Raw genomic sequence first — 20,677 nt, 5'->3', positions numbered from 1 at the left:
GTGATCTCTGTGGGCGCGGGCTTGCCCGCGAAGGCGGCCTAAAGCCAACATCCCTCTCGACTAGTAGTCGTCTCCCTGCGCCGTCACATCCCGCTCTACCATTGGTGCCTGCGGATCATGCCCTTCAGGAAACTTGCCCTTCAGATTCCACGCAAACGCAATGATCTCGGCAATGGTCCGGTACAACTCCTCCGGAATGCTGTCGCCCAGTTCCATCCTCGCCAGCAGTTTCACCAACTCGGCGTTTTCATAGATCGGCACTTCACAGCCGCGGGCAATTTTCAGAATGGCTTCGGCCAGTTCGTCGTCGCCCTTGGCGGTGAGGGTCGGTGCGTGCTGGCCATCGTATTTTAGGGCGATGGCCTGGCGTGGCGAGTTAGGGTTTTTCATGCGGTTTCGTCGACCCAGCGTTGTTCGAGGCGGGTGTGTGCGCCTTGCGGTGGAGTGCCGAGGTGGCAGTGCAGATCGCCGACGTTCAGGCCGGACGCCACCAGGCGTTCACGCAGCCCGCTCAAGTGGCTCTCGATCAGGCTGGCAGTGTACGGTCGCTCGGCCCATAGCTGGCTGGACAGCCGACCTTGAATCAGCTGCGCCTGAACCTGCAACGGCCCCAAGGGTTCCATATCGAACGCCAGTTCAACTCGCCACAACGGCTGCTTGGGTTCGCGGTCTTCGCGCTTTTCGCTTGGTTCTTTCCCGGGCGTTTGCTCACGCTGAAACTTGACCTGTAACGGCACGATGTCTTGCAGGTTGCGCATGGGGATTTCCAGCTGCCAGGTGCTTTGCAGATTGCCATCGGCGGTGGTGCCGGTCTGCTCCAGGCTGGACAGCTGATGGCTTTGCAGGCGCGAAACGGCCGCGGCGGCCAGACGCAGCAAGTGCTCCAGATCACCTTCGCCCTCAAGGCTTTGCAGCAAGCGTGAGGGCAGGGGAAAGCTGCTGGGCTGGGGTTTGGCGCTGACCTGGCCGAGGGTGCCGAGGGCGCTGCGCACAAAGCTTGGCAGCGCCTGGGCCAGGGTGTTGGCGGCGATGATTGCATTGAGATTGGTGTTGCCCGGCAGGCCTGGGGTGATTTGCGCAATCAACCGCAGCAGATTGCCTTTCAAATCCTCCGTCAGTGCCGGGTTCTGACCGGCGAGCAGTTTCGCTTCCAGGAACAGCCCACTGTTGGCCAGTGCCTGGGCCAGGCCCTTTGGCGTACTCAGTTGTTGAACGTCCGGCAACCCGGCCAGCAACTTGTCGACCGCGGCACGCAAGTCAGCCGAGGTTGCGTCGGACGGCGGCTGGTTTTGCAGGGCGTTGATCAGCCCGTCGAGCGAGCCCTGACGGCTTTGTTGGCTGATCAATTGTTGCGCCACGGCCAGTTGTTCCTGACGACCGCTCAGGGGCACGAAGCTCAATGACTGTGAACCCTGGACCATCGCGCTGAGCAGGCTGCCGATGCGCAGCGGCTGCGGGCTGTCGATGCTCAACGTGCTGCCGCTCAAGGCCGTGTTGAGCAAACTGACCAGCGAGCGATAGACCGCCGGTTGGCCAGTGGCTTGCGGCATCAGTTGAGTGGTCAGCACCTTGCCTTGCAACAAGGTGCCAACCGGCAATTGCGAAGTATCCAGACGGCTGAGGGTGGCGACGTTAGAGGCGATGGCCTGTTGCACCCTGATTGCCAGATTGCCGGCCGACGGTTGGCTCACCGCCAGATGGGTGCCTTGCGGCAGCGGCTGGTTGCTGGTGGCTTGAACGGTGGTCTGGCGGCCGCTGTCGAGGGTCACCTTGAGCAGCAACTGGAACGTCTGATCCGCCTGCTTGAGCGACAGCACTTCCGCCTTGGCGGTCTGCCCGGCGGCGATCAGGCCTTCCAGCGGTTGCACAAGCTTGAGCAACTCGCCACTCACCACGGCCGGGCGCGTGGCGCCGGCAGTTGGTTGCGGCAGCGGGAGGATGTTCATTTCGCCTGTCATCGGGTCGCAACCTGTGGAAATTGCCCTCTTGAGGGCAGGACACTGCATGTATAATGCCGTCCCGATATCAAGGGAGCGGCAAAAACATCACAAATGTTTGACGCAGCTCTCTGGAACAAGCCGCAAATACATTTATTCTGCATCACTTTAACGGCCGCTCCACCGCCGACTTGAACTGTAAAGGCCCGCGATCTCTTGACCAGCCCTCTTCTAGAAGCCGTAGCGCTCGCCTGTGAGCGAGACTGGCGGATGCTCTTCGAAAACCTCGATTTGCGTCTGGCGGGCGGCGACATGTTGCAGATCAGCGGCCCCAACGGCAGCGGCAAGACCAGCCTGCTGCGTCTGCTCGCCGGTCTCATGCAGCCGACCGCAGGCCAGGTCTTGCTCGCCGGTCAGCCATTGAAAACGCAGCGCGTCGAACAGGCACATAACCTGCTGTGGATCGGCCACGCCGCCGGGATCAAGGATTTGCTGACTGCGGAAGAAAACCTCAGCTGGCTCTGCGCCCTGCATCAACCGGCCAGCCCTGAAGCCATCTGGAAAGCGCTGGATTCGGTGGGGTTGCGCGGTTTCGAGGATGTGCCGTGCCACACCTTGTCGGCCGGTCAGAAACGCCGCGTGGCCCTGGCCCGGCTGTATCTGGACAGCCCGAAGCTGTGGATCCTCGACGAACCCTTCACTGCCCTCGACAAACAAGGTGTGGCGCAGCTCGAAGAGCATCTGGCCGTTCACTGCGAGACAGGTGGCATGGTGGTATTGACCACGCACCACACCTTGAACCGCATGCCTGCCAGTTATCGCGACATCGATTTGGGGCGCTGGGCCGTATGAGTGTTTTCGCACTACTGGTCGCCCGCGAGGCGCGGTTGTTGTTTCGCCGTCCTGCAGAACTGGCCAATCCGCTGGTTTTCTTCGCAATCGTCATTGCATTGTTTCCATTGGCGGTCGGTCCTGAGACTCAATTGTTGCAAACCTTGTCTCCGGGACTGGTCTGGGTAGCGGCCTTATTGTCCGTCCTGCTCTCGCTGGACGGGCTTTTCCGCAGTGATTTCGAGGACGGATCGCTGGAGCAGTGGGTCCTTTCGTCGCACCCCCTGGCTCTTCTGGTTTTGGCCAAGGTACTGGCACACTGGGCGTTTTCCGGCCTGGCACTGGTTTTGCTCGCGCCCCTGCTGGCGTTGATGCTCGGTTTGCCTGCCGCCTGTCTGCCGGTGTTGCTGCTTTCTTTATTGCTCGGTACACCGGTACTAAGCCTGCTCGGTGCGGTGGGCGCAGCGCTGACGGTAGGATTGAAACGCGGTGGCCTGTTGCTGGCGCTGCTGATTCTGCCGCTGTATATCCCGGTGTTGATTCTCGGCAGTGGCGCCTTGCAGGCGGCATTGCAGGGGATGCCGGCGACCGGTTATCTCTTGTGGCTTGGTAGCCTGACCGCCCTGGCGATAACCCTGACACCTTTTGCAATAGCTGCTGGCCTGAAGATCAGCGTCGGCGAATAATAATGAGGTCTGATCATTTTTTGATCACTTTTTTTGAGAAAAGACAGACCCTTGGCTGCTCGTGATGGCGAGCAGCAACCGTGATGGAAACAGCAATGAACTGGACCTGGTTTCATAAGCTCGGCTCACCCAAGTGGTTTTATGGCATCAGCGGTAAACTGCTGCCCTGGCTGAGTGTGGCCGCCGTGCTGCTGATCGGCGTCGGCGTAGTCTGGGGCCTGGCCTTCGCGCCGCCGGACTACCAGCAAGGCGACAGCTTTCGGATCATCTACATCCACGTCCCGGCCGCCATGCTGGCGCAGTCCTGCTATGTAATGCTGGCGGTGTGCGGTATCGTCGGGCTGGTGTGGAAGATGAAACTGGCCGACGTCGCCCTGCAATGCGCGGCCCCCATCGGTGCCTGGATGACCGCCGTGGCGCTGGTCACCGGGGCGATCTGGGGCAAACCGACCTGGGGCTCATGGTGGGTCTGGGATGCACGACTAACGTCGATGCTGATTCTGCTGTTTCTGTACTTCGGTCTCATTGCGCTGGGCAACGCCATCAGCAATCGTGACAGTGCGGCCAAGGCCTGCGCGGTGCTGGCGATTGTCGGCGTGATCAACATCCCGATCATCAAATACTCGGTGGAGTGGTGGAACACCCTGCACCAGGGCGCGACGTTCACCCTGACCGAAAAACCGGCGATGCCGGCCGAAATGTGGCTGCCGCTGCTGCTGACGGTTCTGGGTTTCTACTGTTTCTTCGGCGCCGTGCTGTTGCTGCGCATGCGCCTTGAAGTGCTCAAGCGTGAAGCTCGCAGCAGCTGGGTCAAGGCCCAGGTGCTGAACACCCTGGAGGTCGCACGATGAGTTTTGCATCTGTAGGCGACTTCCTCGCCATGGGTCATCACGGTTTATATGTCTGGTCAGCCTACGGCATCTGCTTTGCGGTGCTGGCCCTCAACGTTGCGGCGCCGATCCTGGCCCGCAAGCGTTATCTGCAACAAGAGGCGCGTCGTCTGCGCCGGGAGAACGGCAAGTGAATCCGCTGCGTAAAAAGCGTCTATTGATCATCCTCGCGATCCTGATAGGGATCGGCGCTGCTGTCGGCCTGGCCTTGAGCGCCTTGCAGCAGAATATCAATCTGTTCTACACCCCGACCCAGATCGCCAACGGCGAAGCCCCGCATGACACCCGCATTCGTGCCGGCGGTATGGTCGAGAAAGGCTCGCTGCAACGCTCCGGCGATTCCCTGGACGTGAAGTTCATCGTCACCGACTTCAACAAGTCCGTAACCATCACCTACCGCGGCATCCTCCCGGACCTGTTCCGCGAAGGGCAGGGCATTGTCGCCCTCGGCAAGCTCAACGCTGATGGCGTGGTAGTAGCTGATGAAGTGCTGGCCAAGCACGACGAGAAGTACATGCCGCCGGAAGTCACCAAGGCCCTGAAAGACAGCGGCCAGTCGGCGCCTACAGCAGCCAAAGAGGGTTAACCGATGACGTCCGCACTCTTTGGTTCAGGTTTGTTTATTCCCGAGCTGGGCCATCTGGCAATGATCCTGGCCCTGTGCTTTGCCATCGTTCAGGCGATCGTGCCGTTGCTCGGTGCCTGGCGCGGTGATCGGCTGTGGATGAGCCTGGCTCAGCCGGCTGCCTGGGGGCAGTTCACCTTTCTACTATTCGCCTTCGGCTGCCTGACCTACGCCTTCATGGCCGACGATTTTTCCGTCGCCTATGTCGCCAGTAACTCCAACAGCGCCTTGCCCTGGTACTACAAGTTCAGCGCGGTGTGGGGCGCTCACGAAGGCTCGTTGCTGCTCTGGGCGCTGATCCTCGGTGGCTGGACCTTTGCGGTGTCGGTGTTCTCCCGACAGTTGCCGCAAGTGATGCTCGCTCGCGTGCTGTCGATCATGGGCATGATCAGCATCGGTTTCCTGCTGTTCCTGATCCTTACCTCGAACCCGTTTGAACGCATCCTGCCGCAAGTGCCGGCAGACGGTCGCGACCTCAATCCGTTGCTGCAAGACATCGGCCTGATCGTCCATCCGCCGATGCTGTACATGGGTTACGTCGGTTTCTCCGTGGCGTTCGCCTTCGCCATCGCCGCGCTGCTGGGCGGTCGCCTGGATGCGGCGTGGGCGCGCTGGTCCCGTCCATGGACCATCGTCGCCTGGGCCTTCCTCGGTATCGGCATCACGTTGGGCTCCTGGTGGGCCTACTACGAACTCGGCTGGGGCGGCTGGTGGTTCTGGGACCCGGTGGAAAACGCGTCCTTCATGCCTTGGCTGGTGGGCACCGCGCTGATCCACTCGTTGGCGGTCACGGAAAAACGCGGGGTGTTCAAGAGCTGGACCGTGTTGCTGGCGATCGCCGCGTTCTCGTTGAGCCTGCTCGGGACCTTCCTCGTGCGTTCCGGCGTGCTGACGTCGGTGCACGCCTTTGCGTCCGATCCGGAGCGTGGGGTGTTCATCCTGATCTTCCTGTTGTTTGTGGTCGGTGGCTCGCTGACGCTGTTCGCCCTGCGCGCACCGGTCGTGAAGAGCCACGTGGGCTTCAACCTCTGGTCCCGGGAAACCCTGCTGCTGGGCAACAACCTGGTGCTGGTGGTGGCCGCTTCGATGATCCTGCTCGGCACCTTGTACCCGCTGATCCTCGATGCGATGACCGGCGCCAAGCTGTCGGTCGGCCCGCCGTACTTCAATGCGCTGTTCATTCCCTTGATGGGATTGCTGATGGTGGTGATGGCGGTCGGCATGCTGGTGCGCTGGAAAGACACCCCGGTCAAATGGCTGGGGAGCATGCTCACTCCGGTGCTGCTCGGCAGTGCTGCGCTGGCCGTCGTAGCTGGCATCGCTTATGGCGACTTCAACTGGGCGGTGCTGGCCACTTTCTTGCTCGCCGCCTGGGTATTGCTGGCCGGTGTGCGCGATATCTTCGACAAGACCCGTCACAAAGGCCTGATCAAAGGTCTGCCAACCCTGAGCCGCAGTTATTGGGGCATGCAGGTGGCGCACCTTGGGATCGCCGTCTGCGCCCTGGGCGTGGTGCTTTCCAGCCAGAACAGCGCTGAGCGTGACCTGCGTCTGGCGCCGGGCGAATCCATGGACCTGGCCGGTTATCACTTCATTTTCGAAGGTGCCAAACACTTCGAAGGCCCGAACTTCACCTCGGACAAAGGCACCGTGCGTGTCATCCGTGATGGCAAGGAAGTCAGCGTATTGCACCCGGAAAAACGTCTCTACACCGTGCAGAACTCGGTAATGACCGAAGCCGGGATCGACGCCGGTTTCACTCGCGATATCTATGTTGCCCTTGGCGAACCGCTGGGCGATGGCGCCTGGGCGGTCCGGGTGCACGTCAAACCGTTCGTGCGCTGGATCTGGTTCGGCGGCTTGCTCACGGGTCTGGGCGGTTTGCTGGCGGCCCTGGATCGGCGTTATCGGGTCAAGGTGAAAAGCCGCGTGCAGGAAGCACTGGGCATGACAGGAGCAGCTGCATGAAGCGTTGGTTGATGGTGTTGCCGCTGGCCTTGTTTCTGGTCGTTGCGGTGTTCCTTTATCGAGGGCTGTACCTGAACCCGGCGGAATTGCCCTCGGCGATGATCGACAAGCCGTTCCCCGAGTTTTCCCTGCCGTCGGTACAGGACGGCAAGACCCTGACCAAGGCCGATATCCTCGGCAAACCGGCGTTGGTCAATGTCTGGGGTACCTGGTGCATTTCCTGCCGGGTCGAGCACCCGGTGTTGAACAAGCTGGCCGGGCAGGGCGTGGTGATCTATGGCATCAACTACAAGGACGTCAACGCCGACGCCTTGAAGTGGCTGGCGGAATTCCACAACCCGTACCAACTGGACATTCGTGACGATGCGGGCACCCTGGGCCTGAACCTCGGCGTGTACGGCGCTCCGGAAACCTTCTTCATCGACGCCAAAGGCATCATCCGCGACAAATATGTCGGTGTAATCGACGAAGTGGTCTGGCGTGAAAAACTGGCCGCCAGGTATCAGGCGCTGGTCGATGAGGCCAAGCCATGAAGCGCTGGATAGCCGCAGCCATTCTCGGCTTGAGCCTAGCTGGCGTGGCTCACGCCGCGATCGACACTTACGAGTTCGCCAATGACCGCGACCGCGAGCGTTTTCGCGAACTGACCAAAGAGCTGCGTTGCCCCAAGTGCCAGAACCAGGACATCGCTGATTCCAACGCGCCGATTGCCGCTGACTTGCGCAAAGAGATTTTCCGCATGCTCGGCGAGGGCAAGGACAATCAGCAGATCATTGACTTCATGGTCGATCGCTATGGCGACTTCGTGCGCTACAAGCCGGCCCTGACCTCGAAAACCGCAGTACTCTGGTTCGGTCCGGCCGGGCTGTTGCTCGGTGGTGTGGTGATCATTGCAGTGATCATCCGCCGTCGTCGCGTACAGCGCACCGACACCCCGGATACGCTTTCCCCTGATGAGCGCAAGCGCCTCGATCAACTGTTGGATAAAGACAAAGAATGATTGATTTCTGGCTCGCTGCAGGGCTGCTCTTACTGGTTGCCCTGAGTTTTCTGCTGATCCCGGTTTTACGCGGCCGCCGTGCCCAACGTGAAGAGGATCGTACCGCGCTGAACGTGGCGCTTTATCAGGAGCGCGTGGCTGAGTTGCAAGCTGAGCAGGAAGAGGGCGTGCTCACTCCCGCGCAACTGGACACCGGCCGCGCGGAAGCGGCCCGTGAACTGCTGGCCGATACCGAAGGTGCCGACACGGCGCGGGTTTCGCGTCTGGGCAAGCCGCTGCCATTGCTGGCGGCGATACTGGTGCCGGTATTGGGCCTTGGCCTGTACCTGCATTTCGGTGCCAGCGACAAGGTCGGGTTGACCCGCGAATTCGCCCAGGCGCCGCAATCGATGGAAGAGATGACCCAGCGTCTTGAGCGCGCTGTCGCCGCGCAGCCGGACTCGGCTGAAGGCCTGTATTTCCTCGGTCGCACCTACATGGCCCAGGATCGCCCGGCAGATGCGGCGAAGATCTTCGAGCGCACCGTGGCGTTGGCCGGTCGTCAGCCGGAACTGCTGGGCCAATGGGCTCAGGCGCAATATTTCGCCGACAACAAAAAGTGGTCGGACAAGGTGCAGGCGTTGACCGACGAAGCGCTGAAGGCTGATCCGAAAGAAGTCACCAGCCTTGGTCTGTTGGGTATCGCCGCCTTCGAAAGTGAGCGTTATCAGGACGCCATCGACTACTGGAATCGTTTGTTGGTGCAACTACCGCCGGAGGATAACTCCCGTACTGCGCTGCAAGGCGGGATCGAGCGGGCCAGTGAAAAACTGCAGGCCAGCGGTGGCAAAGTCGCTCAAGCGCCAGCGGTTGCGGCGAAAACCGCAGCGCTGCTCAAGGTTCGTGTCGACCTGGCGCCTGATCTGAAAGCTAAGGTCCAGCCGGGTGACAGTGTATTCATCTTCGCCCGTGCCACCTCGGGGCCACCCGCACCACTGGCGGCCAAGCGCCTGACCGTTGCTGATTTGCCGGCGACCGTCGAGCTGGGGGATGCCGACGCGATGATGCCGCAGTTGAAACTGTCGAACTTCCCTGAAGTCCAACTGGTTGCGCGCATCTCACGCGCCGGCCAACCGACTGCCGGCGAATGGATCGGCCGCAGCCAGCCCCTGGCCAGCAGCACCACCGCGCAACAACAATTGACCATCGACAGCCCGGATAAATAACAGAGAAACCGCTATGACCGCCATTGCTCGTATCACCCTGCTCAGTCTGGTCCTGGGGTTAAGCGCCTGTGCGGTCCAGCGCCCGTCGCCGGACACCTTGCCGCCCATCCGGCCTTCGACACCGAGCACCAGGCCGGTTCCGCCGCCTGTGACGCCGAGCAAGCCGGTCACCCCGAGCAAACCCGCCAAGCCGCTGCCACGCACCTCCGCCAGCTTCGCTCCGCCACCGGGCGGTAATAGCCATTGGGATGCGAAGCTGGGCGTCTACGTCCTCGACAACCAGACCGACACCTTCTACCGCCAACGTACCTACTACCGCTGGAACAACGGCTGGAGCCGCTCCATCAGCCCGAACGGGCCTTGGGAAGAGACGGATATTCATGGCGTGCCATCGGGGTTGGGGCGTCAGTTCGGTCAGTAAGCATTAACGGCAGCCTCAGGGTTGCCGTTTTGTTTTGGCAACTGGAGCTCAAAAGGCCGGATTTTTCAGCGGACCGCCGACTGACGCCATTGAGCGATGGCTGGTTGAGGCAGTCGATCAGAAATTGCGTCGGCTGATCGGACCTCTTCGCGGGCAAGTCGAATCGTCGCACCGCCGCTCCCACAGGTACAACTCAACCTGTGGGAGCGTGGCTTGCCCGCGAAGGCGTCGGAACATTCAGAATAAATCTCAAGGGAATGGCACCCACAGCTTGTCAGCGGATTCGCTCCGGCTTTCTCGAGGTTGGCGCCATCGTTTTTCAACACTCTGTAAAACAAGAGAAAGTCACGGCCCGGTTTTTTGAGCTTGAATAAAAATAACTCCAGAGTTACTTTTATTTGGGCCGGAGCAAGGAGGCTGGTGGTGCAGAGCAGGCTATTGATCAAGGAGCTGGAGGCGGCGGGTTGGATACTCGACCGGGTCACTGGCAGTCATCACATCTTCAACCACCCTTGCAGTCCACACACAGTACCCGTACCCCATCCCAGAAAAGATTTGCCGATCGGGACGGTCAAAAGCATCAGGAAGCGAGCCGGGCTTGTTTAGCAAGGCTGTAGTTTCGCAGGAGAACCGCGCAATGCAATATCCAATCTGTATCGAATGGGGCGACGAAAACACCGCCATCGGTATTCAGATCCCCGATATACAGGGTGCAGTGACCGCAGGCGATACGTTCGAAGAGGCCTACAACGCGGCCGTCGAGATCGCTCACATCATGCTGCAAGAGATTGCCGCTGACGGGCAGGCCATTCCTATGCCGACTTCGGCCGCGGCGCACCGTGACAATCCCGACTTCGCCGACATGGGCTGGGGAATGCTGGAACTTGATATCGCGCCCTATCTTGGCAAAACCGAGAAAGTGAATGTGACGCTGCCAGGCTTCGTCATTCAGCGCATCGATCGTTATGTGCGTGAGCACAACGTCAAAAGCCGCTCGTCGTTTTTGGCGGATGCAGCGATGGAGAAGCTGGTTCGGCACTAGGCACGATGTTCAGGTTGTCGGTCAGATCGCCATCGCGGGCAAGTCGGATCGCCGCACCGCTCGCTCCTTGTGTTCTCTACACTCCATGAGCGCGACCCGTTCTCCAGCGCCGCTCTTCGATGTTCCCGTACAGGAAGCCAAATCCATGAATCAGATGTTCAGCCGCGTGATGCGAGGTACGGCACTGGCATGGACCATCACCTTGACGGCATTGATACCCGCAGGCGCGGCTCAGGCCCAGGACGCTCCGGGCATGCGCGTCAGCGTACGCGGTGAGATCACCGGGATCGCCGGGGACGTGATGCAAGTGCAGGTCAACAGCGGCGAAAACCTGACCCTCAACCTCACCCCGGGCACTGTGGTGCGCGCGGTGACTCTGGCCAACATCGAAGACATCAAGCCTGGCAGTTACATCGGCTCGGCCGCGGTGCCGCAGTCGGACGGGACGCTCAAGGCGCTGGAAGTGCATGTGTTTCCCCCACAGATGGCCGGTACCGGCGACGGCCATCGGCCCTTTGACCTGGTCAAGGGCAGCAGCATGACCAATGGCAGCGTCGGCGATCTGGTGGTCAGCAACGGGCGGCTCCTGACGGTCAACTATAAGGGCGGCCAACAGAAAATCCTGGTGCCGGACGACGTGCCCATCGTCAACCTGGCCCCGGGCGATCGCAGCCTGCTCCAGGTCGGGGTCAAGGTTGCGCTGTTCGCGACCCAAAGCGTCGATGGCCCGCTGACGGCTCAATGGATTGCCGCCGGCAAGGATGGAGTCGCGCCACCGATGTGAGACGCTAACCGGCATAAAAGAGAAGCGCCGAACGCAAAACACCTGTGGCGAGGGAGCTTGCTCCCGCTGGGGCGCGCAGCGGCCCTAAAACCTGCAATCGCGTTCTATCAGGTAGAACGCATTTGCTGGTTTTGCGAGCGCTGCGCACTCGAGCGGGAGCAAGCTCCCTCGCCACAAGTGCTCACAAGACTCTAGATTTTCGTTAACTGACTGGCATTAACCCGAGGGTCGCCTTGTTCTTTTGTACCCAGCGTTTATTGTCCGCTGTAAATCTGATCGAAAACCCCGCCATCATTGAAGTGAGTTTTCTGCACGGTGCGCCAGTCGCCGAAGGTTTTCTCTACCGAGAGGAAGTCGACTTTCGGGAAACGGTCGGTGTACTTGGCCAGCACTTTCGGATCCCGTGGGCGCAGGTAGTTGGCGGCAGCGATTTCCTGGCCTTCCGGGGACCAGAGGTATTTCAGGTATTCCTCGGCCGCGGCGCGGGAGCCTTTCTTGTCGACGACTTTGTCGACCACGCTGACTGGTGGTTCGGCTTCGGCGGAGACGCTTGGGTAGATCACTTCGAACTGGTCGCGGCCGAATTCGCGGGCGATCATTTCCGCTTCGTTTTCGAAGGTCACCAGCACGTCGCCGATCTGGTTGGTCATGAAGGTAGTCGTGGCGGCGCGGCCACCGGTGTCGAGTACTGGCGCTTGCTTGAACAGCTTGCCGACGAACGCTTTGGCCTTGTTCTCGTCGCCGCCGTTTTTCAGCACGTAACCCCAGGCCGACAGGTAGGTGTAGCGACCGTTACCGGAGGTTTTCGGGTTCGGCACTATGACTTGCACGCCGTCCTTGAGCAGGTCCGGCCAGTCTTTCAGGGCTTTCGGGTTGCCTTTGCGGACGATGAACACAGTGGCCGAGGTGAACGGCGCGCTGTGGTCCGGCAGGCGGGTGACCCAGTTGTCCGGAACCAGTTTGCCGTTGTCGGCGAGGGCGTTGATGTCGGTGGCCATGTTCATGGTGATGACGTCAGCCGGCAGGCCGTCGATGACCGACCGGGCTTGTTTGCTGGAGCCGCCGAAGGACATTTGCAGGGTGATGTTTTCATTGTGCTCGGCTTGCCAGTGTTTCTGGAAGGCAGAGTTGTAGTCCTTGTAGAAATCTCGCATCACGTCGTAGGAAACGTTAAGCAGGGTCGGTGCAGCCTGAGCCAGACTGCCCAGGGCCAGGCCAGCGGCCAGAAGTGAGGCGCTAAAGAGTTTTTTCACTGCGCATTCCTTGTTCATTAGAAGTGGGGCTAATGCCAGCGACTATAGCGGTGGCTGCATATCTCTTTAAAGATTAAAAAGCACTTTGCTTATTCTATTTTTCTGAACAACACATTGCCGCAGCGCGAGCAAAACGCCGCGCCGTGCTCGTGATGGTTTTTCTTGCACACCGGGCAGCCGTGCTGCAGCTGTTCACCGCGCATGGCGTTGGCCTGCCGCGCAAGGCCGAAGAGCGCCTGAACCAATGATCAGCGAAGCCTAGGGTGATTGTCCCTGATAGCGCAAGGCGCACTGTCGACAGCGGCCTGGCGCAGCACGCGGATGCCGGCATGGACCAGCCAGCAGGCGAGGATGAAGGGGGCGGTGAGGGCCTGTAGACCAAAGGCGCTGAAGCCGGGTGTCAGCAGTATGGCCAGCACAATGCCGAACAACGGCAACCAGGGTTGGCGACGTTGCTGACTGAAGGCGAGGGCGGCCAGTGCCGGGTTGTAGCCGTTCAAGCCAAGCAGTGCGGTCGAAGGCTCATTGAGCAACACCGCGAACGCCAGACCCATGCCGGAACCCAGCAGCGCCCAGGCGGCGGCGCGACGGTTGGCGATCAGCAATCCGCCAGCGATCAATGCACCGGCCAATGGGTGATCGAGCAGCATGATTTGTCCCAGCCCTTTGAACCCGGCGCTGAGCAGGTTGAGGGCATCAAGGTCGGGCAACAGGACCGGGGGTGTTTGAAGGGGGGCTGCGAGGCTGAGCAGTATCCAGCTCAAACCCACGAATGGTGCGGTGTAGGCTGGCAGGGAATGCTGGTCGCGGGCGCGTTTGAGCCATTGCCGGGTGAGGATTGCACTGAGACCGCCGCAGGCGATGATCAGCGGTGGCAACATGGCTGACCAGGCGAATTGCTGGCTCAGCAGCAAACCCAGCAGCACACCGTTGTAGCTATAGAGCCCGGCCTGTCGATCGGCCTTGGTATAGCCGCGACGTTGCGCAGTGAGCAAACCGGCAACACCGCCCAGCAGCGCACCACCGAGTAGCGTCGGGGCTGTCAGCAGAATCGCCAGAAGACATAACAAGCCGCACAGCGGATCGCGCTGAAGGAAAATCTGGCTGAAGCCGTTGAGCAGGGCAGTGGCCCAGTCGGGGCAGTGGGTGTTGAAGTGGTGTGTGGGCATGGTGGGGTCTGGGAATGGGGGGTACCTGATAAATCGTGTCGCCTGATTCGCAGGCAAGCCAGCTCCCACAGGTAATCTGTTGTTCACAGAATTGAGGTCTGGCTCAAAACCTGTGGGAGCGGGCTTGCCCGCGAAGGGGCCGGTGCAGGCGCTAGGTCAACGTCTCAATGCGCAATGAATTGGTCGATCCCGGCTGACCAAAAGGCACCCCCGCAGTGATCAACAACGTATCCCCACGCTTGGCCATGCCTTGCGCCTGGGCGATTTCCAGGGCGGTGGAGCAGACCTCATCAACCTGACGCAGCCGATCATTGACCACCGAATGCACACCCCAGGCCACGGTCAGGCGGCGGGCGGTTTGCAGGTTTGGCGTGAGGTTGAGAATCGGCACCGTCGGCCGTTCCCGCGCGGCTCGCAGACTGGAGCTGCCGGACTCGCTGTAGTTCACCAGCACCGCTATCGGCAGAATGCTGCTGATGCGGCGGATCGCACAGCTGATGGCGTCCGACACCGTGGCTTCGGCCTGGGGTCGGCTGACGTCCAGTTGCGCCTGATAATCCGGGCCATTTTCGACCTGACGGATGATCTTGCTCATCATCTGCACGGCTTCCTGCGGGTACTCTCCGGAGGCGGTTTCCGCCGAGAGCATCACCGCGTCGGCACCTTCAGCCACGGCGTTGGCGACGTCGGTGACTTCGGCACGAGTGGGTGCCGGGGAGAAGCGCATCGACTCGAGCATCTGCGTTGCCACCACTACCGGTTTACCGAGCTGGCGGCAGATGCTGATGATGTTTTTCTGAATCTGCGGCACGCTTTCGGCCGGGACCTCCACGCCCAAGTCACCCCGGGCAACCATGATCGCGTCGCTCAGCTCGGCGATTTCGCGCAAGTGTTCGACGGCCGACGGCTTCTCGATTTTCGCCATCAGAAAGGCTTTGTCGCCGATCAGCTCGCGGGCTTCGAGGATGTCTGCCGGACGCTGCACAAATGACAGGGCAACCCAGTCCACGCCCAGTTCCAGACCGAAGCTCAGGTCGCGGCGGTCCTTGGCGGTCAGCGGGCTCAGTTCGAGCAAGGCTTGCGGGACGTTGACGCCTTTGCGGTCGGACAGCTCGCCACCGTTGAGCACCGTGGTGTCGATGGCATCGGCGTGTTTGGCGGTCACCCGCAGACGCAGCTTGCCGTCGTCCAGCAGCAGGTCCATGCCCGGCTGCAGCGCGGCGATGATTTCCGGGTGGGGCAGGTTGACCCGGCGCTGGTCACCAGGTGTCGCGTCCAGGTCCAGACGCAAGGCTTGACCGCGCATCAGTTGAACCTTGCCCTCGGCAAATTTCCCGACCCGCAGTTTCGGACCTTGCAGGTCCATCAGAATCCCCAACGGATAATTCAGTTGTTTCTCGACTTCACGGATCCACTGGTAGCGCTGAGCGTGGTCGGCGTGATCGCCATGGCTGAAGTTGAGGCGAAAGATGTTCACCCCGGCTTCGACCAGCTCACGGATCGCGTCGATCCCGTCTGTGGCGGGGCCGAGGGTGGCGAGGATTTTGACCTTTTTGTCAGGCGTCATGTTCAGGGCTCTCAAGGATCAGGATGGCGCGGAAGTCGTTGACGTTGGTGCGGGTCGGTTCGGTGACGATCAACGCGTCCAGCGCGGCGAAGTAGCCATAACCATTGTTGTTATCCAGCTCGTCGCTGGCGCTCAGGCCCAGGGTGGCGGCGCGGGCGTAGCTGTCCGGGGTCATGATGGCGCCGGCGTTGTCTTCGGAGCCGTCGATACCGTCGGTGTCGCCGGCCAGTGCGAAGACGCCGGGCAGACCCTTGAGGCTGTCGGTGAGGCTCAGCAGGAACTCGGCGTTGCGCCCACCGCGGCCAGTGCCGCGCACGGTGACGGTGGTTTCACCGCCGGAGAGAATCACACAGGGTGCCGCCAGCGGCTGGCCGTGGAGGACAATCTGACGGGCGATCCCGGCGTGGACCTTGGCCACCTCACGAGACTCGCCTTCCAGATCGCCGAGGATCAACGGGCTGAAACCGGCCTGGCGAGCTTTCACCGCCGCCGCTTCCAACGATTGTTGCGGCCGCGCGATCAGCTGGAAGTGACTGCGGGCCAGACTCGGATCACCGGGTTTGACCGTCTCCGATTCTGCACTTTGCAGCCAGCTGCGCACCGTCGCCGGCACCTCGATGGCGTAGCGTTTGAGAATCGCCAGGGCTTCGGCCGAGGTGCTCGGGTCGGCCACGGTCGGCCCGGAAGCGATCACTGTCGCCAGGTCGCCCGGTACATCGGAAATCGCATAGGTGTAGACAGTGGCTGGCCAGCAGGCCTTGGCCAGACGGCCGCCCTTGATCGCCGAGAGGTGCTTGCGTACGCAGTTCATCTCGCCGATGGTGGCGCCGGATTTGAGCAGGGCTTTGTTGATCGACTGTTTGTCGGCCAGGGTGATGCCGGCCGCCGGCAGTGCCAGCAATGCGGAACCGCCGCCCGAGAGCAGGAAGATCACCCGGTCGTCTTCGCCGAGGTCGCTGACCAGTTCCAGCACCCGTTGCGCCACCGCCAGACCGGCAGCGTCAGGCACCGGGTGGGCGGCTTCGACCACTTCGATTTTGTCGCAAGGAGCGCCGTGACCGTAGCGGGTCACCACCAGTCCCGAGACTTCGCCCTGCCAGCAACGCTCGACCACTTGCGCCATGGCCGCCGCCGCTTTGCCGGCGCCGATGACGATCACCCGGCCGCTGCGATCGCGAGGCAAGTGGGCTTCAAGGACTTGCTGCGGATGAGCAGCGTCGATGGCTGTGGCGAACAGCTCACGAAGGAATTGTTGCGGATCGACCGACATGGCGGGCTCCCGGAATTCTTGTTATTGGGATACGGCTAGATCTTTTGTGTGTGCCTGGATTCAGTGTGGGAGCTGGCTTGCCAGCGAATCGGGCGACGCGGTGAATCAGGTACACCGAGGCGCTTCCTTCGCGGGCAAGCCCGCTCCCACAGGAATCGGGCTAGCCACACTTTTTTGCGAACGTTTTATTTATCGCGAATCGAGAAATTCGCCATGTGCTCGAGGCCCTTGATCAGCGCCGAGTGGTCCCAGTTGCTGCCGCCGATGGCCGCGCAGGTGCTGAACACTTGCTGGGTGTTGGCGGTGTTGGGCAGGTTGATGCCCAGCTCGCGAGCGCCGGCCAGTGCCAGGTTGAGGTCCTTCTGGTGCAGGCTGATGCGGAAGCCTGGATCGAAGGTGCCTTTGATCATGCGCTCGCCGTGAACTTCGAGGATTTTCGACGAGGCGAAACCACCCATCAGCGCTTCACGGACCTTGGCTGGATCAGCACCGTTTTTCGAAGCGAACAGCAGCGCTTCGGCGACGGCCTGGATGTTCAGCGCGACGATGATCTGGTTCGCCACTTTGGCGGTTTGACCGTCGCCGTTGCCACCGACCAGGGTGATGTTCTTGCCCATGCTCTGGAACAGCGGCAAAGCGCGTTCGAAGGCCTGGCTGTCGCCGCCGATCATGATACTCAAGGTGGCGGCCTTGGCGCCGACTTCACCACCGGACACCGGGGCGTCGAGGTATTGCGCGCCTTTTTCGTTGATTTTCGCAGCGAAGGCTTTGGTCGCAGTCGGCGAAATCGAGCTCATGTCGATCACGATTTTGCCTGGGCCGACACCGGCCGCCACGCCGTCGGCGCGGAACAGCACGTCTTCGACCTGTGGCGTATCCGGGACCATGACGATGATGAACTCGGCTTCCTGCGCGACTTCTTTCGGGGTCGCCAGAGCGACCGCGCCAGCAGCGACCAGGTCAGCAGGAGCCGGGTCGTGGTGCGCCGACAGGAACAGGCTGTGACCGGCTTTTTGCAGGTTCAATGCCATTGGGTGGCCCATGATGCCGGTGCCGATAAAACCGATTTTAGCCATGAGAAAATCCTCTTGTTTTTATTGCTTTGTGTGGGAGCGGGCTTGCCCGCGAATCAGGCACTGGGGTGAGTCAGGCACACTGAGGTGTGGCTTTCGCGGGCAAGCCCGCTCCCACATGGGTTTTCAACCAGCCCAGACCTGCTTCAGTAGTGGTCAGCGGCTTGTATTCGCAGCCGACCCAGCCCTGGTAACCGATGCGGTCCAGGTGTTCGAACAGGAAGCGGTAGTTGATCTCGCCAGTACCCGGCTCGTTGCGCCCTGGGTTGTCGGCGAGCTGGATGTGGTTGATCTCATCCAGATGGTTGGCCATGGTCCGGGCCAGATCGCCCTCCATGATTTGCATGTGGTAGATGTCGTATTGCAGGAACAGGTTGCTGCTGCCGACCTGTTCGCGAATCGACAGAGCCTGAGCCGTGTTGTTCAGATAGAAGCCCGGGATGTCACGGGTGTTGATCGCTTCCATCACCAGTTTGATGCCCACTGCCTGCAGCTTGTCGGCGGCGTACTTGAGGTTGGCGACGAAGGTCTTTTCCACGGTGGCATCGTCGACGCCTTGCGGGCGGATGCCGGCCAGGCAGTTGATCTGGGTGTTGCCCAGCACTTTCGCGTAAGCGATCGCCAGATCGACACCGGCGCGGAACTCTTCGACCCGATCCGGCAGGCACGCGATACCGCGCTCGCCCTTGGCCCAGTCACCGGCCGGCAGGTTGAACAGCACTTGAGTCAGACCGTGAGCATCGAGCTGGGCCTTGATCTCGGTGGAACTGAATTCGTAGGGGAACAGGTATTCGACACCACTGAAGCCGGCCTTGGCGGCAGCTTCGAAGCGGGCAAGAAAATCCTGCTCGGTAAACAGCATGGACAGGTTGGCTGCGAAACGCGGCATGGTGGTCTCCTGTAAATGTGTGAGGGCCCCCTGTAGGAGCGAGCTTGCTCGCGAACGCGGTGGGTCAGTCAACATCTCTGTTGGATGTGAAGCCGCCTTCGCGAGCAAGCTCGCTCCCACAGTGGGAACGATCGTCAGTCGAGCAACGAAATCGCCGTCGGCGCATCGCTGCCGACCAGCGCCAGGTCTTCGAATTCGTTGACGGCGTTGATCTCGGTGCCCATGGAAATGTTGGTCACGCGCTCCAGAATGATCTCGACGATCACCGGCACCTTGAACTCTTCCATCAGCTCTTGCGCCTTGCGCAGGGCAGGGGCGATGTCAGCCGGTTCGAACACGCGCAGTGCCTTGCAACCCAGACCTTGCGCAACGGCTACGTGGTCAACCCCGTAACCGTTGAGTTCCGGAGCGTTGAGGTTGTCGAAGGACAGCTGCACGCAGTAGTCCATCTCGAAGCCGCGCTGCGCCTGACGGATCAGCCCCAGGTACGAGTTGTTCACCACTACGTGGATGTACGGCAGTTTGAATTGCGCGCCCACCGCCAGCTCTTCGATCATGAACTGGAAGTCATAGTCGCCGGACAAGGCAACGACCTTGCGGCTCGGGTCAGCCTTGACCACGCCCAGCGCTGCCGGAATGGTCCAGCCCAGCGGACCGGCCTGACCGCAGTTGATCCAGTGACGCGGTTTGTAGACGTGCAGGAACTGCGCGCCGGCAATCTGCGACAGACCGATGGTGCTGACGTAGCAGGTGTCCTTGCCAAATACCTGGTTCATCTCTTCGTACACGCGCTGCGGTTTGACCGGTACGTTGTCGAAGTGAGTCTTGCGGTGCAGGCTGGCCTTGCGCTGCTGGCAGTCTTGCAACCAGGCGCTACGGTCCTTGAGCTTGCCGGCGGCTTTCCACTCGCGAGCCACCTCGATGAACACTTTCAGTGCCAGGCCAGCGTCGGAAACGATGCCCTGATCCGGGGTGAACACACGACCGATCTGGGTTGGCTCGATGTCGACGTGAATGAATTTACGACCTTCGGTGTACACGTCAACCGAACCGGTGTGACGGTTGGCCCAGCGGTTACCAACACCCAGTACCACGTCGGACTTGAGCATGGTCGCGTTGCCGTAACGGTGCGACGTCTGCAAGCCGACCATGCCGACCATCAACGGGTGATCGTCCGGGATCGTGCCCCAGCCCATCAGCGTCGGGATGACCGGGATACCGGTCAGCTCGGCGAACTCCACCAGCAGGTCGCTGGCGTCGGCGTTGATGATGCCGCCGCCGGCGACCAGCAATGGACGCTCAGCCTGATCGAGCATCGCCAGGGCTTTCTCGACTTGCTTGCGGGTGGCTGCTGGTTTGGCCAGTGGCAGTGGCTCGTAGGCGTCGATGTCGAATTCGATTTCGGCCATCTGCACGTCGAACGGCAGGTCGATCAGCACGGGGCCTGGACGACCGGAGCGCATTTCATAGAAGGCTTTCTGGAACGCGTAAGGCACCTGGCCCGGTTCCATCACGGTGGTCGACCACTTGGTCACGGGCTTGACGATGGCGGTGATGTCGACAGCCTGGAAGTCTTCCTTGTGCATACGGGCCCGGGGTGCCTGGCCAGTGATGCAGAGAATGGGAATCGAGTCGGCCGAGGCACTGTAGAGCCCGGTGACCATGTCGGTACCGGCAGGCCCGGAAGTACCGATGCACACGCCGATGTTGCCGGCTTTAGTGCGGGTGTAGCCCTCGGCCATGTGCGAGGCGCCTTCAACGTGGCGAGCGAGGACGTGATCGATGCCGCCGACCTTTTGCAGGGCGGAGTACAGCGGGTTGATGGCAGCGCCCGGAATGCCAAAAGCGGTATCGACCCCTTCACGGCGCATCACCAGAACGGCGGCTTCGATTGCTCTCATTTTGCTCATGGTTTTGGTGCCTCTTACGTTTTGTAATTGTATACAAGTGGCTTTGCGCAGAGTGTATTCACGGCGGACGGCGCAGGTCAATCCATTTTATCAAGCGGCTGTGTCATTCGTCAGAAGCCTAAAGTCCTGTGGCTTTTCGTCGCATGAGCAGCTTTTC

At 61.0% G+C, this 20,677-nt stretch carries 22 protein-coding genes and 1 pseudogene; 13 read left to right on the top strand and 10 right to left on the bottom strand.

From position 1 onward, the window contains the following. Nucleotides 1-60 precede the first annotated feature (60 nt). On the bottom strand, nt 61-390 hold the full coding sequence (locus tag AC3I0A_RS19025) for an EscU/YscU/HrcU family type III secretion system export apparatus switch protein (protein ID WP_489373793.1): 330 nt from the start codon (nt 388-390) through the stop codon (nt 61-63). Further along, entirely contained in the window at nt 387-1,958 is a 1,572-nt protein-coding gene (gene fliK / locus AC3I0A_RS19020; RefSeq protein ID WP_489373791.1) for a flagellar hook-length control protein FliK, read from the bottom strand. Before fliK ends, AC3I0A_RS19025 begins: the two co-directional genes overlap by 4 nt. A gap of 249 nt (nt 1,959-2,207) precedes the next feature. On the opposite strand from fliK, the gene ccmA reads away from it, so the two are divergent. The 13 genes from ccmA (at nt 2,208) to AC3I0A_RS18955 (ending at nt 11,389) form a co-directional block, all read left to right on the top strand. After that, the gene (ccmA, locus tag AC3I0A_RS19015) at nt 2,208-2,789 is read left to right on the top strand and encodes a cytochrome c biogenesis heme-transporting ATPase CcmA (RefSeq protein ID WP_489373789.1); all 582 of its coding nucleotides are present in this window, start codon (nt 2,208-2,210) and stop codon (nt 2,787-2,789) included. After that, a complete protein-coding gene (ccmB, locus tag AC3I0A_RS19010; protein WP_489373788.1) occupies nt 2,786-3,454 on the top strand; it encodes a heme exporter protein CcmB in 669 nt (222 codons plus the stop codon). Before ccmA ends, ccmB begins: the two co-directional genes overlap by 4 nt. A 95-nt stretch (nt 3,455-3,549) precedes the next feature. Next, on the top strand, nt 3,550-4,305 hold the full coding sequence (locus AC3I0A_RS19005; RefSeq protein ID WP_489373786.1) for a heme ABC transporter permease: 756 nt from the start codon (nt 3,550-3,552) through the stop codon (nt 4,303-4,305). After that, nucleotides 4,302-4,478 (top strand): heme exporter protein CcmD, encoded by a 177-nt coding sequence (gene ccmD, locus AC3I0A_RS19000; RefSeq protein ID WP_489373785.1) that lies wholly within the window; start codon nt 4,302-4,304, stop codon nt 4,476-4,478. The genes AC3I0A_RS19005 and ccmD overlap by 4 nt, the downstream gene beginning before the upstream one ends. Then, nucleotides 4,475-4,930, top strand: a complete 456-nt coding sequence (gene ccmE / locus AC3I0A_RS18995) for a cytochrome c maturation protein CcmE (protein WP_489373783.1) — start codon at nt 4,475-4,477, stop codon at nt 4,928-4,930. The genes ccmD and ccmE overlap by 4 nt, the downstream gene beginning before the upstream one ends. A gap of 3 nt (nt 4,931-4,933) precedes the next feature. Then, nucleotides 4,934-6,937 carry a heme lyase CcmF/NrfE family subunit gene (locus AC3I0A_RS18990; RefSeq protein ID WP_489373782.1) on the top strand — a complete coding sequence of 668 codons (2,004 nt, stop codon included), beginning with the start codon at nt 4,934-4,936 and terminating at the stop codon, nt 6,935-6,937. Next, the gene (locus tag AC3I0A_RS18985; RefSeq protein WP_489373780.1) at nt 6,934-7,470 is read left to right on the top strand and encodes a DsbE family thiol:disulfide interchange protein; all 537 of its coding nucleotides are present in this window, start codon (nt 6,934-6,936) and stop codon (nt 7,468-7,470) included. The genes AC3I0A_RS18990 and AC3I0A_RS18985 overlap by 4 nt, the downstream gene beginning before the upstream one ends. After that, the gene (locus tag AC3I0A_RS18980) at nt 7,467-7,937 is read left to right on the top strand and encodes a cytochrome c-type biogenesis protein (protein ID WP_489373778.1); all 471 of its coding nucleotides are present in this window, start codon (nt 7,467-7,469) and stop codon (nt 7,935-7,937) included. The genes AC3I0A_RS18985 and AC3I0A_RS18980 overlap by 4 nt, the downstream gene beginning before the upstream one ends. Further along, the gene (gene ccmI, locus AC3I0A_RS18975; protein WP_489373776.1) at nt 7,934-9,142 is read left to right on the top strand and encodes a c-type cytochrome biogenesis protein CcmI; all 1,209 of its coding nucleotides are present in this window, start codon (nt 7,934-7,936) and stop codon (nt 9,140-9,142) included. The genes AC3I0A_RS18980 and ccmI overlap by 4 nt, the downstream gene beginning before the upstream one ends. Before the next feature lie 13 nt (nt 9,143-9,155). Beyond that, nucleotides 9,156-9,563, top strand: a complete 408-nt coding sequence (locus AC3I0A_RS18970; RefSeq protein WP_489373775.1) for a hypothetical protein — start codon at nt 9,156-9,158, stop codon at nt 9,561-9,563. A gap of 423 nt (nt 9,564-9,986) precedes the next feature. Beyond that, nucleotides 9,987-10,169, top strand: a complete 183-nt coding sequence (locus AC3I0A_RS18965) for a type II toxin-antitoxin system HicA family toxin (protein WP_489378547.1) — start codon at nt 9,987-9,989, stop codon at nt 10,167-10,169. 31 nt (nt 10,170-10,200) lie between these two features. After that, the gene (locus AC3I0A_RS18960; protein ID WP_489373774.1) at nt 10,201-10,605 is read left to right on the top strand and encodes a type II toxin-antitoxin system HicB family antitoxin; all 405 of its coding nucleotides are present in this window, start codon (nt 10,201-10,203) and stop codon (nt 10,603-10,605) included. Nucleotides 10,606-10,750: 145 nt separating this feature from the next. Then, nucleotides 10,751-11,389, top strand: coding sequence for a hypothetical protein (locus tag AC3I0A_RS18955; RefSeq protein WP_489373773.1), 639 nt, complete (start codon nt 10,751-10,753; stop codon nt 11,387-11,389). Nucleotides 11,390-11,643: 254 nt separating this feature from the next. On the opposite strand, the gene AC3I0A_RS18950 is transcribed toward AC3I0A_RS18955, so the two are convergent. The 8 genes and pseudogenes from AC3I0A_RS18950 to gcl all read right to left on the bottom strand — a co-directional run bounded on the left by AC3I0A_RS18950 (nt 11,644) and on the right by gcl (nt 20,520). Continuing rightward, nucleotides 11,644-12,642, bottom strand: coding sequence for a sulfate ABC transporter substrate-binding protein (locus tag AC3I0A_RS18950; protein ID WP_489373771.1), 999 nt, complete (start codon nt 12,640-12,642; stop codon nt 11,644-11,646). Nucleotides 12,643-12,731: 89 nt separating this feature from the next. Continuing rightward, nucleotides 12,732-12,863, bottom strand: a pseudogene (locus AC3I0A_RS18945) (ion transporter); the annotation flags it as partial. Between the two features lie 27 nt (nt 12,864-12,890). Further along, nucleotides 12,891-13,811 (bottom strand): urea transporter, encoded by a 921-nt coding sequence (locus AC3I0A_RS18940; protein ID WP_489373770.1) that lies wholly within the window; start codon nt 13,809-13,811, stop codon nt 12,891-12,893. A 151-nt stretch (nt 13,812-13,962) separates the two neighbouring features. Further along, on the bottom strand, nt 13,963-15,378 hold the full coding sequence (gene pyk, locus AC3I0A_RS18935; protein WP_489373769.1) for a pyruvate kinase: 1,416 nt from the start codon (nt 15,376-15,378) through the stop codon (nt 13,963-13,965). Beyond that, nucleotides 15,368-16,648, bottom strand: coding sequence for a glycerate kinase type-2 family protein (locus AC3I0A_RS18930; protein WP_489373768.1), 1,281 nt, complete (start codon nt 16,646-16,648; stop codon nt 15,368-15,370). Before AC3I0A_RS18930 ends, pyk begins: the two co-directional genes overlap by 11 nt. A 185-nt stretch (nt 16,649-16,833) precedes the next feature. Next, nucleotides 16,834-17,724, bottom strand: a complete 891-nt coding sequence (locus AC3I0A_RS18925; RefSeq protein ID WP_489373767.1) for a 2-hydroxy-3-oxopropionate reductase — start codon at nt 17,722-17,724, stop codon at nt 16,834-16,836. A 70-nt stretch (nt 17,725-17,794) separates the two neighbouring features. Further along, complete coding sequence (hyi, locus tag AC3I0A_RS18920) at nt 17,795-18,610, bottom strand: hydroxypyruvate isomerase (RefSeq protein WP_489373765.1); 816 nt, start codon at nt 18,608-18,610, stop codon at nt 17,795-17,797. 134 nt (nt 18,611-18,744) lie between these two features. After that, the gene (gcl, locus tag AC3I0A_RS18915; protein ID WP_489373763.1) at nt 18,745-20,520 is read right to left on the bottom strand and encodes a glyoxylate carboligase; all 1,776 of its coding nucleotides are present in this window, start codon (nt 20,518-20,520) and stop codon (nt 18,745-18,747) included. Nucleotides 20,521-20,677 lie beyond the last annotated feature (157 nt).

Source organism: Pseudomonas sp. KH_024_B2 (assembly GCF_057839965.1).
The sequence above is the reverse complement of the archived record's forward strand: the minus strand, read 5'-3'. Positions and strand labels throughout refer to the sequence as shown.

What these genes read in the sequence shown, in the direction of transcription:
- fliK (WP_489373791.1), bottom strand. Translation starts at nt 1,958, where the DNA reads ATGACAGGCGAAATGAACATCCTCCCGCTGCCGCAACCAACTGCCGGC.
- ccmA (WP_489373789.1), top strand. Translation starts at nt 2,208, where the DNA reads ATGCTCTTCGAAAACCTCGATTTGCGTCTGGCGGGCGGCGACATGTTG.
- AC3I0A_RS19005 (WP_489373786.1), top strand. Translation starts at nt 3,550, where the DNA reads ATGAACTGGACCTGGTTTCATAAGCTCGGCTCACCCAAGTGGTTTTAT.
- AC3I0A_RS18940 (WP_489373770.1), bottom strand. Translation starts at nt 13,811, where the DNA reads ATGCCCACACACCACTTCAACACCCACTGCCCCGACTGGGCCACTGCC.
- ccmD (WP_489373785.1), top strand. Translation starts at nt 4,302, where the DNA reads ATGAGTTTTGCATCTGTAGGCGACTTCCTCGCCATGGGTCATCACGGT.
- gcl (WP_489373763.1), bottom strand. Translation starts at nt 20,520, where the DNA reads ATGAGCAAAATGAGAGCAATCGAAGCCGCCGTTCTGGTGATGCGCCGT.
- AC3I0A_RS18970 (WP_489373775.1), top strand. Translation starts at nt 9,156, where the DNA reads ATGACCGCCATTGCTCGTATCACCCTGCTCAGTCTGGTCCTGGGGTTA.
- pyk (WP_489373769.1), bottom strand. Translation starts at nt 15,378, where the DNA reads ATGACGCCTGACAAAAAGGTCAAAATCCTCGCCACCCTCGGCCCCGCC.
- AC3I0A_RS18980 (WP_489373778.1), top strand. Translation starts at nt 7,467, where the DNA reads ATGAAGCGCTGGATAGCCGCAGCCATTCTCGGCTTGAGCCTAGCTGGC.
- AC3I0A_RS18985 (WP_489373780.1), top strand. Translation starts at nt 6,934, where the DNA reads ATGAAGCGTTGGTTGATGGTGTTGCCGCTGGCCTTGTTTCTGGTCGTT.
- ccmB (WP_489373788.1), top strand. Translation starts at nt 2,786, where the DNA reads ATGAGTGTTTTCGCACTACTGGTCGCCCGCGAGGCGCGGTTGTTGTTT.
- AC3I0A_RS19025 (WP_489373793.1), bottom strand. Translation starts at nt 390, where the DNA reads ATGAAAAACCCTAACTCGCCACGCCAGGCCATCGCCCTAAAATACGAT.
- AC3I0A_RS18955 (WP_489373773.1), top strand. Translation starts at nt 10,751, where the DNA reads ATGAATCAGATGTTCAGCCGCGTGATGCGAGGTACGGCACTGGCATGG.
- AC3I0A_RS18960 (WP_489373774.1), top strand. Translation starts at nt 10,201, where the DNA reads ATGCAATATCCAATCTGTATCGAATGGGGCGACGAAAACACCGCCATC.
- hyi (WP_489373765.1), bottom strand. Translation starts at nt 18,610, where the DNA reads ATGCCGCGTTTCGCAGCCAACCTGTCCATGCTGTTTACCGAGCAGGAT.
- AC3I0A_RS18990 (WP_489373782.1), top strand. Translation starts at nt 4,934, where the DNA reads ATGACGTCCGCACTCTTTGGTTCAGGTTTGTTTATTCCCGAGCTGGGC.
- AC3I0A_RS18930 (WP_489373768.1), bottom strand. Translation starts at nt 16,648, where the DNA reads ATGTCGGTCGATCCGCAACAATTCCTTCGTGAGCTGTTCGCCACAGCC.
- ccmI (WP_489373776.1), top strand. Translation starts at nt 7,934, where the DNA reads ATGATTGATTTCTGGCTCGCTGCAGGGCTGCTCTTACTGGTTGCCCTG.
- AC3I0A_RS18925 (WP_489373767.1), bottom strand. Translation starts at nt 17,724, where the DNA reads ATGGCTAAAATCGGTTTTATCGGCACCGGCATCATGGGCCACCCAATG.